This window comes from Kitasatospora sp. NPDC032757 (assembly GCF_055579305.1).
On sequence record NZ_JBVINN010000013.1, the window covers coordinates 101,239 to 115,113 of the forward strand.

At 73.7% G+C, this 13,875-nt stretch carries 12 protein-coding genes and 1 pseudogene; 5 read left to right on the forward strand and 8 right to left on the reverse strand.

Going from position 1 to position 13,875, the window contains the following annotated elements:
* Positions 1-147: 147 nt before the first annotated feature.
* Both ACZ5WK_RS17495 and ACZ5WK_RS17500 read right to left on the reverse strand, forming a co-directional pair.
* A complete protein-coding gene (locus tag ACZ5WK_RS17495; RefSeq protein WP_465548298.1) occupies positions 148-2,631 on the reverse strand; it encodes a Tex family protein in 2,484 nt (827 codons plus the stop codon).
* Positions 2,632-2,759: 128 nt separating this feature from the next.
* Positions 2,760-3,350, reverse strand: coding sequence for a hypothetical protein (locus ACZ5WK_RS17500; RefSeq protein WP_465548299.1), 591 nt, complete (start codon positions 3,348-3,350; stop codon positions 2,760-2,762).
* 63 nt (positions 3,351-3,413) lie between these two features.
* Between ACZ5WK_RS17500 and ACZ5WK_RS17505 the strand changes: the two genes are divergently transcribed.
* Complete coding sequence (locus ACZ5WK_RS17505; RefSeq protein ID WP_465548300.1) at positions 3,414-4,322, forward strand: aminoglycoside phosphotransferase family protein; 909 nt, start codon at positions 3,414-3,416, stop codon at positions 4,320-4,322.
* A gap of 46 nt (positions 4,323-4,368) precedes the next feature.
* Here the strand turns inward: ACZ5WK_RS17505 and ACZ5WK_RS17510 are convergent, their stop codons facing one another.
* Positions 4,369-5,007 (reverse strand): tetratricopeptide repeat protein, encoded by a 639-nt coding sequence (locus tag ACZ5WK_RS17510; RefSeq protein ID WP_465548301.1) that lies wholly within the window; start codon positions 5,005-5,007, stop codon positions 4,369-4,371.
* A 329-nt stretch (positions 5,008-5,336) separates the two neighbouring features.
* A complete protein-coding gene (locus tag ACZ5WK_RS17515; protein ID WP_465548302.1) occupies positions 5,337-6,188 on the reverse strand; it encodes an LLM class flavin-dependent oxidoreductase in 852 nt (283 codons plus the stop codon).
* 282 nt (positions 6,189-6,470) lie between these two features.
* Between ACZ5WK_RS17515 and ACZ5WK_RS17520 the strand changes: the two genes are divergently transcribed.
* Positions 6,471-7,202: a tyrosine-protein phosphatase gene (locus ACZ5WK_RS17520; protein WP_465548303.1), complete on the forward strand. Its 732-nt coding sequence runs from the start codon at positions 6,471-6,473 to the stop codon at positions 7,200-7,202.
* Positions 7,203-7,256: 54 nt separating this feature from the next.
* On the opposite strand, the gene ACZ5WK_RS17525 is transcribed toward ACZ5WK_RS17520, so the two are convergent.
* On the reverse strand, positions 7,257-8,153 hold the full coding sequence (locus ACZ5WK_RS17525; RefSeq protein WP_465548304.1) for a pentapeptide repeat-containing protein: 897 nt from the start codon (positions 8,151-8,153) through the stop codon (positions 7,257-7,259).
* Positions 8,154-8,465: 312 nt separating this feature from the next.
* Between ACZ5WK_RS17525 and ACZ5WK_RS17530 the strand changes: the two genes are divergently transcribed.
* On the forward strand, positions 8,466-10,079 hold the full coding sequence (locus ACZ5WK_RS17530) for a DUF2079 domain-containing protein (RefSeq protein WP_465548305.1): 1,614 nt from the start codon (positions 8,466-8,468) through the stop codon (positions 10,077-10,079).
* A 60-nt stretch (positions 10,080-10,139) separates the two neighbouring features.
* Here the strand turns inward: ACZ5WK_RS17530 and ACZ5WK_RS17535 are convergent, their stop codons facing one another.
* From ACZ5WK_RS17535 to ACZ5WK_RS17545, 3 genes and pseudogenes are all read right to left on the reverse strand, one after another.
* A complete protein-coding gene (locus tag ACZ5WK_RS17535; RefSeq protein WP_465548306.1) occupies positions 10,140-10,451 on the reverse strand; it encodes a hypothetical protein in 312 nt (103 codons plus the stop codon).
* Between the two features lie 198 nt (positions 10,452-10,649).
* Complete coding sequence (locus ACZ5WK_RS17540; protein ID WP_465548352.1) at positions 10,650-11,378, reverse strand: SGNH/GDSL hydrolase family protein; 729 nt, start codon at positions 11,376-11,378, stop codon at positions 10,650-10,652.
* Positions 11,379-11,709: 331 nt separating this feature from the next.
* Positions 11,710-12,126 (reverse strand): annotated as a pseudogene (locus tag ACZ5WK_RS17545) (winged helix-turn-helix transcriptional regulator); the annotation flags it as partial.
* A gap of 97 nt (positions 12,127-12,223) precedes the next feature.
* Between ACZ5WK_RS17545 and ACZ5WK_RS17550 the strand changes: the two are divergent.
* Positions 12,224-13,438 (forward strand): pyridoxal phosphate-dependent aminotransferase, encoded by a 1,215-nt coding sequence (locus ACZ5WK_RS17550; RefSeq protein WP_465548307.1) that lies wholly within the window; start codon positions 12,224-12,226, stop codon positions 13,436-13,438.
* A 58-nt stretch (positions 13,439-13,496) separates the two neighbouring features.
* The gene (locus ACZ5WK_RS17555; RefSeq protein WP_465548308.1) at positions 13,497-13,829 is read left to right on the forward strand and encodes a YnfA family protein; all 333 of its coding nucleotides are present in this window, start codon (positions 13,497-13,499) and stop codon (positions 13,827-13,829) included.
* Positions 13,830-13,875 lie beyond the last annotated feature (46 nt).

Genomic DNA, 13,875 nt, shown 5'->3' on the forward strand with positions numbered 1-13,875 from the left:
AACAAAGGGAAACAGGCAAAAGAAAAAACGGCGCCCCCCCTCCCCCCCCCCCCCCCCCCCCCCCCCCCCCCCTCCCCCCCCCCCCCCCCCCCCCCCCCGCCGTCTGCCGTCCCCGACCGGCCCGCCGTCTGCCGTCCTCCGCGGGGCTCAGCGCCTCCCGGAGCGGCGGCCGCCCTCGGAACCGGAGCCGCCGGTCAGCCCGGCCCGGCGCAGCGCGTCGGCCATGGCGCTGTTGGCCGGCGCAGCCTGGCCGCCCGCGGCGGAGCCGCCGGAGCCGCCGGCCGAGCCACCGCCCGGACCGCGCCGGTCCTGGCGCGGCGGGCGCCCCTGCCTCGCACCCCGGTCGCCCCGGTCATTCCCGCGGTCATTCCCGCGGTCGTTACCCCGGGAGCCGCCGCGGTCGCCGCCCCGCTCGCGCCCGACCTCGTCGTCCAGCCGCAGAGTCAGCCCGATCCGCTTGCGCGGCACGTCCACGGTCGTCACCCGGACGGTGACGATGTCACCGGGCTTGACCACCTCGCGCGGGTCCTTGACGAAGGTCTTCGACAGCGCCGAGACGTGCACCAGCCCGTCCTGGTGGACGCCCACGTCCACGAAGGCGCCGAAGGCCGCGACATTGGTGACCACGCCCTCCAGCACCATGCCCACCTCCAGGTCGCCGATCTTGTCAACACCCTCCTTGAAGGTCGCGGTGCGGAACGCCGGGCGCGGGTCACGGCCCGGCTTGTCCAGCTCGCCGAGGATGTCGGTGACCGTCGGGATACCGAACGTGTCGTCGGCGAAGTCGCCCGGCCGCAGCGCCCGCAGTGCGGTGCCGTTGCCGATCAGCCCACGCAGCTCCCCGCCGGTCGCGGCCAGGATCCGGCGCACCACCGGGTACGCCTCCGGGTGCACGCTGGACGCGTCCAGCGGGTCGTCGCCGTCCGGGATGCGCAGGAAGCCCGCGCACTGCTCGAAGGCCTTCGGGCCGAGCCGGGCGACGTCCTTGAGCGCCCTGCGGGTGCGGAACGGGCCGTTGGCGTCCCGGTGCGCGACGATGTTGTCGGCGAGCGTCCCCGTGATGCCGGAGACCCTGGTCAGCAGCGGCGCCGAGGCCGTGTTGACGTCCACCCCGACCGCGTTGACGCAGTCCTCGACCACCGCGTCCAGCGAGCGGGACAGCTTCACCTCGCTCAGGTCGTGCTGGTACTGGCCGACCCCGATCGACTTGGGGTCGATCTTGACCAGCTCGGCCAGCGGGTCCTGGAGGCGGCGGGCGATCGAGACCGCGCCGCGGATCGACACGTCCAGCTCCGGCAGCTCCTGCGAGGCGAACGCGGACGCCGAGTAGACCGAGGCGCCGGCCTCGCTGACCATCGCCTTGGTCAGCTTCAGCTCCGGGTGGCGCTTGATGAGGTCCTCGGCGAGCTTGTCGGTCTCCCGCGAGGCGGTGCCGTTGCCGATCGCCACCAGGTCGACGGCGTGCTTCTTCGCCAACGCGGCCAGGGTGGCGATCGAGGCGTCCCACTTGTTGGCCGGCTGGTGCGGGTAGATCGTGTCGTACGCGACCACCTTGCCGGTGGCGTCCACGATCGCGACCTTCACGCCCGTCCGGAAGCCCGGGTCCAGGCCCATCGTGGCGCGGGTGCCGGCCGGGGCGGCCAGCAGCAGGTCACGCAGGTTGGCGGCGAAGACGCGCACCGCCTCGTCCTCGGCCTCCTGGCGCAGCCGGCCGCGCAGGTCGATGCCGAGCCGGACGAGGATCCGGGTGCGCCACGCCCAACGCACGGTGTCGCCGAGCCACTTGTCGCCCGGGCGGCCGCGGTCGGCAACGCCGAAGCGGGCGGCGATCCGCTGCTCGTAGTCGTTCGCGCCCGGGAGGTCCCCGGCCTCCTCGCCGTCGTACGGGGAGAGATCGAGGTCCAGCACCTCCTCCTTCTCACCGCGCAGCATCGCCAGGATCCGGTGCGAGGGGAGCCTGGTGTACGGCTCGGCGAAGTCGAAGTAGTCGGCGAACTTGGCGCCGTCCTGCTCCTTGCCCTCGCGGACGGTGGCGACCAGCCGGCCCCGCGTCCACATCCGCTCGCGCAGCGAGCCCACCAGGTCCGCGTCCTCGCCGAACCGCTCGACAAGGATCGACCGCGCGCCCTCCAGCGCGGCGGCCGCGTCCGCCACCGACTCGTTCAGGTAGGTCGCGGCGAGCGCGGCCGGGTCCTGCGCCGGGTCGGCGAGCAGCGTGTCGGCCAGCGGCTCCAGCCCGGCCTCGCGGGCGATCTGCGCCTTGGTGCGCCGCTTCGGCTTGTACGGCAGGTAGATGTCCTCCAGCCGCGCCTTCGAGTCGGCGGCCAGGATCTGCGCGCGCAGCGCGTCGTCCAGCTTGCCCTGCGACCCGATCGACTCCAGGACGGCGGTGCGGCGCTCCTCCAACTCGCGCAGGTAGCGCAGCCGCTCCTCCAGCGTGCGCAGCTGCGCGTCGTCGAGCGAGCCGGTGACCTCCTTGCGGTAGCGGGCCACGAACGGCACGGTCGCCCCGCCGTCCAGCAGCTCGACCGCCGCCTTCACCTGCCCGTCGCGAACGCCCAGTTCCTCGGCGATCTTCCGCTCGATCGCCTGCTGGGCCTGCTTGGCCGCCTGTTCGACTGGCGTGGTCACGAAGCCGGTCACCTTCTCCAGAGTTGCTGTCCCCGTATGTCCCTGCATTCTGGCAGGTGCCCGGCGACACCTCCCGGACGCACCCGCCGCCACCGGGCGTGGCGCGGGCTGCCGCGTGCGGGTGTTCGTCAGGAGCGGTCGTTGATGGTCGGCTCCGGGCGGCCGTTGTCGGCGATCCTGATCAGGTGGGTCTGCTTGTCCGCCGTCACCAGGCGCAACTGGTCCGGGCCGGTCCAGGTGAGCGCCTCGACGCCGTTGAAGTCGCCGTCGATGAACGCGACCTCCCAGCGACGGGTGGCCAGGCCGGAACCGTCGTCGACGTAGACGTAGTAGAGCGGGTCCGGACCCAATCCCGACAGACCCTCCTGGACCACCAGGCGGCGGTCCGGCCGGCCGGGCGCCGCCTCGTTGCGCGTCGTGGTGAGGTCGTCCGAGAGGACGCTGTAGAGGAACCAGAACGGCACGGTGAACAGGCCCAACGTGACCACCACGACGCCGAGCACGCTGCGGGCCCAGACCTTCCCCCGTGCGGACACCAGTGCCACGAAGAGCAGTGCCAGCACCAACGTCCCGAACAGCAGCGGATGGTCGAGCCACTCCCGCAACACCAGCAGCCCGCCCGAGCGCCGGTGGAGCCGGCCCACCAGTACTGCGGCGCCCAGCGCCACCGCGCCCCCGAGCGCCCCCCACATGACCCAACGGTCCCACCCAGCTCTCATGACCTCACCCTAGTGTTCGAAATTCACCCAACCGCTGCCGCACCCGGCGGTACAGTGCCGGGCATGTGCGCTGCCGCTCGGATGCACAACCGCCCGCACGACGACGAACCGGACATCGACGCCGCCCTGGTGCGGCGGCTGCTCGCCGACCAGTTCCCGCAGTGGAGGGGGCTCCCGCTCGAACGGGTCGCCTCCGCCGGGGCGGACAACGCGATGTTCCGGCTCGGGCCCGAACTCGCCGTCCGGCTGCCCCGGGTGAGCTGGGCGGCCGACAGCGTCGCCCGTGAGCAGCAGTGGCTGCCGCGACTGGCCCCTCACCTGCCGCTGCCGATCCCCGCACCGCTCGCCCACGGCCGCCCGGCCGCCGGCTACCCGTGGGAGTGGTCGGTGGTGCGCTGGCTCGGCGGCGCCAACCCGGTCCTCGGATCGGTCACCGCACCCCTGCGACTCGCCCAGGACCTCGCCGCGTTCGTCACCGCGCTGCGCACCGCCGACCCGGCCGGCGCCCCGCCGTCCTCCCGCGGCGGCCGGCTCGCCGCCCGGGACGCCGCCACCCGCGCCGCGATCGGCCGGCTGACCGGGACGATCGACACCGAAGCGGCAACCACCGTATGGGACAAGGCGCTTCGCCTCCCCGAACCCGCCGGCCGGCCCGCCTGGATGCACGGCGACCTCTCCCCCGGCAACGTGCTGCTGGCCGACCAACACCTCACCTCCGTCATCGACTTCGGCCTGATGGGCGTCGGCGACCCGACCGTGGACCTCATCGCCGCCTGGAACCTCCTGCCCGCCACCGCCCGCCCCGTCTTCCGCGCCGCCCTCGCCACCGACGACGCCACCTGGGAACGCGGCCGCGCCTGGGCCCTCTCCATCGCCCTCATCCAACTCCCCTACTACCGCTCCACCAACCCGTCCCTGGCCGCCAACTCCCGCCATGTCATCCGCGAGGTGCTCGCCGACCGCAGCGTGTGAACTTCGGGACCGGTCCGGGCAGTTGATTCTCCGGCCCGCCGCCGCCTCAGCCGACGGCCGCGCGCGCCTCGTCCGCCGACCGCAGGACGGCCATCGCATCAGCGCCGGCGGCGAGGGCGGCGGCCTCGTCCAGCAGCGCGAGCGCCTCGCCGGGGCGCCCCTCGCCGGCGGTGAGGTACGCGAGCCCGACCAGGTTGGCGGCGACGCCCGCGGGGAAGCCGAGTTCGCGCCGCAGCCGCGTGGACTCCTCCAGCAAGGCGCGGGCGTCGTCCAGCTCCCCGGCCATATGGGCGGCGATGCCGAGGTGGCGCAACGCGTAGGAGAGCGTGCGGTGGTCGCCGGCGGCGGTCGCGAGGTCGCGCGAGCGGTGGAGGGAGGGGAGGGCGGAGTCGTGGTCCCCCTGGGCCACCTGGTGGTAGACGCCGGTCCAGAACTCTGCCTCGGCCTCGCCGCGTTGGTCGCCGAGGGCACGGTAGAGGTGGGACGCGCGCTCGAAGAACGCCAATTCGGCGGCTTCGGCGGCGCGTTGTTGAAGGAACCGGGCGTGGAGGACACGCCCCCGGGCGAGCGCGAGGTCCGCTTCGACGGCGTCCAGCTCGCGGTCGGCGGCGGGAAGGACGTCCGTCTCACCACCGAAGGTGGCACGGTCGCAGAGAAGTTGGGCCCGCTCGATTCGCTCGTCCATGGCCGTGAGCCTAGGCCGTTCAGCAGGATGGCGGGTCGAGCCGGGCCCAGAGGAGGGTGGTGGCGAGGTCGCCCTCGCTCAGCTCGTGGCCCCAGGCGGAGGAGAGTTCGCGGACGAGGCGGAGCCCGGGGCCCAAGTCACCCGGGAAGTCCGAGCGGCCGGCCGGGCACAGGGAGGCCCAGGTCGTACACCTCGATACGGAGACCGGCCGGGGCCGAGTGCTCGAACAGCAGGTCGATGAGGAGGTGTTCGGGCACGCGCGGGCGGAGCACGGTGTGGGTGGCCCCGGGCGGCGCGCGGAAAGCGAACCGCCCGGGTGGCCCCGACCGTCAGAACAGTGCGTCGGCGAGCCGGTCGACCTGGTCGGCGTCCGAGGCCCAGCAGTACAGCACCACCTCGTCGGCCCCGATGGCGCGGTAGCCCTCCGCCGTCGTCCGGATCGCCTCCGGCGTCGTGAGCAGGCTGTTGGCCATGTACTCGGCGCGGCCGGTGAAGGCGTAGTAGTCGTGGAGGTTGCGGCGGGCGCTCTCGACCGTGGCCTCCGGGCCGAGCGCCACGGACGTCTGGGCGACCAGCCGGGGCCGGCCGGGGCGCTCGTGCCGCTCCCAGGCCGCCTCGGCCTGCCGGTACAGGCCGTCCATGATCTGCGGCGGCAGCGCGGCGCCGAGGAAGCCGTCCCCGAACCGGCCGACCCGTTCGATCGCCGCCGGTGCGAAGCCGCCGAACAGCACCTCCGGGCCGCCGTGCGTCGCGGGCGCGGGCCCGATGGGGCCGATCTCCTCGCCGTACGGCTCACCGGACCAGGCCCGGCGCAGCAGGGCCATCTGCTCGTCGAGGCGGCGGCCGCGACGGCGCAGGTCGATACCGGCAGCGCGACAGTCGTCCTCGCGGCCGCCCACGCCGATGCCGAGGGTGAGCCTGCCGCCGGAGAGGCGGTCGAGGGTCGCGGTCTGTTTGGCGAGCAGCGCGGTGTTGTGGTGGGGCGCGATCAGCACCTCGGTCTGGACGCGGATGCGGGACGTCGCTCCGGCCAGGGTGGCGAGGGTGATCAGCGGTTCGGGGTTGTCGTAGACGAGCCGGTCGAGCAGGCCGAGCGTGCTGAACGGGCCCGCGTCCGCGCGCCGGGCCCAGGTGAGCAGCTGGGCGGGGTCGTCGACGGGAAGGCCGAGGCCGATCTTCATGGGGTGAAACCTCCGGAGGGCATGCGGAATGTGCGTACCGCCCCTCCGTGGCACCGCGCGCTGTGCGCGGGCTTGCTCCCGTTCTGCGGCGTTCGTTCCAGAGAGCGTTGATCTCGTCAGAGTGCGGCCACCGTACGCACGGCGGCCACCACCGGGCAACGCCTTTTCCGGGACAGGTCCCGGGGCGGGTAGCCGGCCGGTTCGACTTCCCTGGGCGGGAAGCGGGCCGGTTCGGCTTCCCGGCCCGGGAGTTGGCGTGGAGGCGCTCGATAGGGTGCGGGCATGACACGCCACCTCGCCTTCGACGGCCTCTGCAACTTCCGTGACCTGGGCGGCTACTCGACAGCTGACGGCCGGTCGACCCGCTGGGGCCGGCTCTACCGCTCGGACTCGCTCGGGAAGCTCTCCTCCCCCGACGACCTGGAACGGTTCCGGGCACTCGGCATCGGGACCGTGATCGACCTGCGCTACCCCTGGGAGATCGCCCGCCGGGGGCGGATAGCCGAGCTGGACGGGGTGGCGTACCACAACCTCTCGATCGAGCACCGGCCGTACGACCAGGCCGAGATCGACCCGGAGCTCGACCCCTGGCGGTACCTGGCCGACCGGTTCGCCGAGGTGGCCGAGGACGGGGTGGTGGAGATCCGGGAGGTGCTGGAGGTGATCGCCGCGGCCGACCGGCCGGTGGTGTTCCACTGCGCCTCGGGCAAGGACCGCACGGGGCTGATCGCCGCACTGGTGCTCACCCTGGTCGGGGTCTCCGAGGACGACGTGGCTGCGGACTTCGCACTCACCGAGCTGGCCACCCCGCAGCTGGTGGCCGACTGGCACGCCTCCAACCCCGGGCGCGCGCTGCGCTGGCCGGGGTTCGGGCGCGCACCGGAGGACGTGATCCGCCACGTGCTCGCCGATCTGACCCGCGCCCACGGCTCGGTGCGCGCCTATGCCACCGGGAAACTCGGCATCGGCGAGGAGCTGATCGGCGATCTGCGCGAGCGACTGCTCGCCGGGTAGCGGACCCTGCCGGGTAGCGGATCAGGCCGGGGGTCGACCGGCCGCCCCCGGCGTTCAGCGCCGGCGGGGGCGCCCCGACCGGGCGGGCCGGCCGCCGGCCTGCTGCTTGCGGCCGGGGTGGGCCGCTGCCGCGGCAGCGGGCGCCGTGGCGGGCCAGTGGCCGGGGCGGGTGAGCGACTCCGGCAGCCGGGTGGTGGCGTCGCCGCGCGCGGCGTTGAGCTGGGCCTGGGTGAGGAAGAGCGCCTCGGTGAGGTCGGCGCCCGCGAGGTTGGCGTCGCGCAGGTCCGCACCGATCAGGTCGGCGAGGCGCAGGTCCGCGCCGGAGAGGTCGGCGGCGACCAGCAGGGCACCGCGCAGGTTGGCGCCGCGCAGGTCCGCGCCGCGCAGGCGGGCGCCGAACAGGTCGGCGCCCCGGTGCTCGCGTCGGCGGGGGACGGCGGCGCGGACGAGTTCGCTCGCCTTGAGCAACAGCTCGGCCACGCCCTGACGGTGGACGGGGACGTCGACCGCGAGGATCTCCTCGGGCGTGCCGGCGGCGAGCCTCGCGGTCTCCTCCAGGGCCCGGCGCAGTTCGGCGTGGACGGGGCGGGCCGGGGCGAAGGCGAGCGCCTCGGTGAGGTACCAGAGCAGCTCGTGCAGCTGCCGGACCACCGGGAACACCTCGAACATCTGCTGCGCGTCCGCCGGCGCCTCACGCCAGCTCCGGCCGCCGTAGGTGACCTGCGAGACGTGCTGGCCGGCGCCGAAGCAGTCGTAGACGGTGCAGCCCTGGAAGCCCCGGTCGCGCAGCTGGGCGTGGATGCCGCAGCCGAAGTCCGTCCGGAGGTTGCGGCAGGGGGTGCCGGCGGACTTGTCGACGGCGAAGTCGGCGCCGGCCGCGAACGGCAGCGCGACACAGCACAGCCCGAAGCAGCTCCCGCAGTCGGCCAGCAGGTTCAGCGGCGCGGGCACGGGCGCAGTCGGGGAAACAGGCGTGGGCTCGGTCACTGTGCTGGGGTTCCTCCGGACGACGGGCTCCCGGCTGGTCCGGGGCCCCGGTAGAGCGTACCGACACCGCCACCGCGTCCGCGGCGGACCGGGAACCAGGGGCCCGCTCACCCGGGAACCGGCGGCGCGCTCAGAGCAGTCCGTTAGTGTGGTCGGCCGGTGTCGGTTCGGTCTGTACGGAAATCGGGGGCACCGCAGACACCCGGAGCCACCGGTCAGCCCGGGCGGCGCCCGATCGCCAACCGGTCGGCAACCGATCACTGGAGGAGAGCAGGCATGTCCCGGCACGACGTGGCGGCGTACCCGGACACCGAGGACACCGGCGTCCCGGCTGCGCCGGCCGCGACCCCCCGCTTCTCCCCCGGCGCCCGCACCACCGCCCTCACCCTGCTCTGCTTCGCGGTCTGCCTCGGCATCGCCGCCCAGCAGTGGACCACCCTCCAGTTGGGCGGCTTCGACCTCGGCATCTTCGACCAGGGCGTACGCGGCTACGCGCACTTCGGTCTGCCGGTGTCGTCGCTGAAGAGCTTCCACCACGAGTTCCCCCCGGGCTTCTCGCTCCTCGGCGACCACTTCTCGCCGGTGATCGCGCTGATGGCACCGCTCTACTGGCTCTGGGACGACCCGCGCTCCCTCCTGCTCGGCCAGGCGCTCTGCTTCGCGGCCGGCGTGCCGCTGATCCGCCGGGTGGCGGACCGCTGCTTCGCCGACGCCGACCCGCGGACCGCCCGCCGCGCCGCCGACCTGGCGGGGCTCGCGTACGGGCTGGGCTGGCCGCTGCTGGTGGCCTCGCGCGGCGGGTTCCACGAGGTGGCGTTCGCCGTGCCGCTCACCCTGCTGATGCTGGAGCGCGGGATGGCCCGCCGCTACGGCACGGCCGCGCTGGCCGGGCTGCTGCTCTGCTGCACCAAGGAGGACATGGGCCTCGCGGTCGGCGCGTACGGGCTGGTCCTGCTCCTGCGGGCCCGCCGGGACGAGGACCGCCGGCGCCGCCGGCAGACCGCCCGCTGGGGCGCCGGTCTCCTGCTGGGCGGGCCGCTGGCGGCCGCGGTCGCGATCGGTTGGCTGATCCCGGCGATGGGCGGGGTGCCGGGCTACTACTGGAACTACCAGTCGCTGGGCAAGGACGGCGGCTCCGCGGTCTCCAACGTCCTCGGCGACCCGACCCTCCTCTTCTCCACGCTGTTCGACGCGCCGCTCAAGCCGCTGCTGCTGCTCTGGATCTTCGGCACCCTGTTCCTCCTCCCCCTCCGCTCGGCGACGGTGCTCTGCGCCGTCCCGCTGCTCGCGGAGCGGGTGCTCTCCAGCAACCCGAACCACTGGTCGATCGCCCGGCACTACGACGCGTTCCTCTGGCCGATCCTGCTGGTGGCCGCACTGGAGGTGCTGGGCCGCTGCCACGCCGGCGCGCTGACCCGCCGGCTCGGCGTGGCGGCGGCGGCCGTGACGGTCGCGGCGGCGCTGCCGCTGGGGGCGGCGAACCTGTTCGTCCCCGCCTACTGGGAGGCGAAGCCCAGCGGGGCGGCACTGCTCCGGGGCGCCGGGCAGATTCCGGACGGCGCCACCGTCGAGGCCGACAACCAGGCCGCGCCGCGGCTCTCCGCCCGTACCGACGTGGTGCTGGTGGACGAGAAGCCGCGCGGGCGCGAGTACGTGCTGATCCGCTCGGACAAGCGCGCGTTCCCGTTCAAGACCGACCGCGAGCAGGCGGCCCGGATCGAGCTGCTGCTGGCGCACGGCTACCGGCAGATCTGGGCCGAGGACGGCGTCGTGCTGCTGCACCGGGAGAGCTCCGAGCCGGTGCCCGGCGAGCACGTCCCCGGGCCGGGCAGCACCCCGTACCAGGACGAGGTGCCGAGCGACGTGGGGCACAACCTCTTCCGGGGCTGACGATCCCGCCACACGGGCGAGGGCCCGCCACCGCACGGGACGCGGCGGCGGGCCGGGGTGTCAGCAGCTCTGGATGCCGAAGCCGATGGGGCCGCCGACGCCGTGGATCTCGCCGCTCGCGCCCGGGGCGAGCGTCAGACAGGTGGTGGGCCAGGCCAGGTAGTAGAACTTCACCCGCTGGGTGGTGCTGCAGTTGTTCGTGGCCCTGGCATAGCCGGTGTACTGGTCGACCATGCCGGTCTCGGCGACCACGCAGGAGGGCGGGGTGGCGGAGGTGGTGGGCGCGGGAGCCGCGCCGGCCACGACCGGGGTCGACAGGGCCAGGGCGGTCGCGCCCACCGCGATGCCCGCGGCCTTGAAGAGAGTGCGCATGTTCGTGTGCTCCTCGGGTGATCCGTCAACTGCCGGAGGACTTCCGGACACGCCAATTCGACGCCCACGACCGATCGGCACGACAGCGGAGCCGCTCATTCCGGCATGTTCCTGCCGACTTCTCCCGCGGCGCACGGCCGCAACCGACTGGGACCCCTATGTCCGGCGAGCATCCGGGGCGTCACACGCCCGGAGACCTCACGCACCCCGGTACGGGCCCAGTTCCGGGCGCTTCGGCGGCCGGCCGTCGCCGGAGGAGCGCCCGGTGAGGCGGCGGCCGACCCAGGGGCCGAGGTGGGTGCGGGCCCAGCGGGCGTCGGCGGCCAGCTTCTCGGTGCGGCTGCGCGGCGCGGCGGCCGGCAGCGGGGCACGCCAGTCGGACGAGGCCGGACGGCCGAGCGACTCCAGCACCGCCTCGGCGACCCGGCGGTGGCCCTCGGGCGAGAAGTGCAGGCGGTCCTCGGCCCAGAGCCGGCGGTCGTCGAAGCAGGGCGCGGAGAACAGGTCGACCACCGCGATGCCCGGGTCCTGGCCGAGCTCGTGCACGAAGGCCTTCATCCGCAGGATCGCCGGGAGGAGCCGGGCGCTGCCGGCCATCCGCCGGGTGGGGTCGGTGCTGGTGAACATCACCACGGTCGCGCCGGTGGCGCGCAGCGCGGTGGCGGAGCGGCCGAGCAGGTCCTCGACCCGGGCGATGTCGCAGCGCGGGCGCAGCACGTCGTTGAGGCCGCCGGCCAGGGTGACCAGTTCGGCGCCCATCGCGGTGGCGGCGGGCAGCTGCTCGTCGTGGATCTGGCCGATGAGCTTGCCCCGGACGGCGAGGTTGGCGTACCGGAAGGCACCGGCGGGCTGCTCGGCGGCGAGGCGGTCGGCGACCCGGTCGGCCCAGCCGCGGTAGTGGCCGTCGGGGAGCAGCTCGTCGCACATGCCCTCGGTGAAGGAGTCCCCGAGGGCGAGGTAACTGGCGTAGCCCGTGTGGCCGGTGTGACCGGCGTGAGCGGGGTCTCCGGTGGGGGTCGTGGGCGCGGTGGGCGCGCTCTTCTCCGCTGTGTTCTCCATGGCCCGACGATCGTACGCGCAGCGCCCCGGCTCGCCGCGGCAGGCCTCCCCCTCTTCCGGCCCGGCGGGCGGCCGCCCGCCCCGGCCGTGGGACCACCGCGGCCGTCAGGCCGTCGGCGCCTCGAAGGGCGTCTTCACGGTGAACGCCTCCCCGGCGGGCCTAACCCGCCGGCACCACCGTGGCAGCGGTCGACTCGTGCCCGGCTCCTGCCGGTTGGCGCCCGGCCTCTGCCACTACCCGCCGTTCCGCGACCGCCCCCGTGACCCAGTGCGCGCGCACCGCGTCCGTCGGCCGCTGCTCGCCGAGGGCTCCGAGGCCCCAGACCCCCAGTGCGTCGACCACCTGACGCAGCGTCGCGCCGCGCTCGGTGAGCTCGTAGACGGTGGCGTTGGCGGGGCGTTCCAGCCGGCGGCGCAGGACCAGGCCTTCGCCCTCCAGCTGCTTGAGCCGCGCGGCGAGGATGTCGGTGGAGACGCCGGGGAGGTCGGCGTGCAGGTCCGTGTAGCGGCGCGGGCCGGCCAGGAGTTCACGGACGATCAGGAGGCTCCAGCGCTCCCCCACCGCGTCCAGGGCGCGGGCGACGGCGCAGTACTGGTCGTAGCTTCGGCGTGACATGTGGATCAGCATAGCCAAAAGGTTGGACTTTCCAAGTGCTTACTTGGTAGAACAAAGCAACCAGGAACCATGCGGGGTGACGGTCGGGAGGCCGCAGATGGAGTTTCGGCAGTCCAGCAAGCTGACGGACGTGTGTTACGAGATCCGGGGCCCGGTGGTCGACCGGGCCAACGCCCTGGAGGAGGCCGGGCACAGCGTGCTGCGGCTGAACACGGGGAACCCGGCGACGTTCGGCTTCGAGGCGCCGGAAGAGATCATCCAGGACATCATCCGCAACCTGCCCAACGCGCACGGCTACAGCGACTCCCGCGGCATCCTGCCGGCCCGTCGCGCCGTCGTGCAGTACTACCAGCAGCGCGGCGTCAACGGGATCACCGTCAACGACGTCTACCTCGGCAACGGCGTCTCCGAGCTGATCCAGATGGCCGTCACGGCGCTGGTGGACGACGGCGACGAGGTGCTCGTCCCGATGCCGGACTACCCGCTCTGGACGGCCGTGGTCCGGCTGGCCGGCGGCAAGGCCGTCCACTACGCGTGCGACGAGCAGGCCGAGTGGTACCCCGACCTCGACGACATCGCGGCCAAGATCACCGCCCGCACCAAGGCCATCGTCGTCATCAACCCCAACAACCCGACCGGCGCGGTCTACCCGAAGGAGCTGCTGGAGGGCATCCTCGACCTCGCCCGCCGGCACCACCTGATGGTCCTGGCCGACGAGATCTACGACAAGATCCTCTACGACGGCACCGAGCACCACTGCCTGGCCGCCCTCGCCGAGGACGTGCTCACCCTCACCTTCAACGGCCTCTCCAAGTCCTACCGGGTGGCCGGCTTCCGCAGCGGCTGGCTGGTCGTCTCCGGGCCCAAGCAGCTCGCCTCGGACTACCTGGAGGGGCTCACCATGCTCTCCGGCATGCGGCTCTGCCCCAACGTCCCGGCCCAGTACGCCGTCCAGGCCGCGCTCGGCGGCCATCAGTCCATCAACGACCTCGTGCTGCCCACCGGCAGGCTCGCCGAGCAGCGCGACGTCGCGTTCAAGGCGCTCAACGAGATCCCCGGCGTCAGCTGCGTCAAGCCCAAGGGCGCGCTGTACGCGTTCGCCAAGCTGGACCCGGCCGTGCACAGGATCGTCGACGACGAGCAGTTCGTGCTGGACCTGCTGCTCCGCGAGAAGATCCACGTCGTCCAGGGCACCGGCTTCAACTGGCCCCGGCCGGACCACTTCCGCTTCGTCACCCTCCCCCGCGCCGACGACCTGGAGACGGCGATCAACCGCATCGGCCGCTTCCTCACCAGCTACCGCCAGGTCTGACGCCCCGCCGCCGGTTCCGGCGCCGGGGCAACCCGTACGGCTCGTAGGCTTGGCGGCCATGACCGTCCTTCGCTCCGCCGCCCTGTTCGCCCTCGCCGCACTCGCCGAGATCGGCGGCTGCTGGCTGGTCTGGCAGAGCGTTCGCGAGTCCCGGCCGTGGTGGCTGGCCGGGATCGGGGTGGTGGTGCTCGGCGGGTACGGCTTCGTCGCCGCGCTCCAGCCGGACAGTCACTTCGGCCGGGTGCTGGCCGCGTACGGCGGCGTCTTCGTGGCCGGCTCGCTGCTCTGGGGCGTGGCGGTGGACGGGTTCCGGCCGAGCCGCTACGACGTGGCCGGGGCGCTGATCTGCCTGGCCGGGGTCGCCGTGATCATGTACGGCCCCCGCCGCTGACCGGGCGGGCGGGCGGCGCCGGCCCCCGGCACCGCCCGCCCGCCTG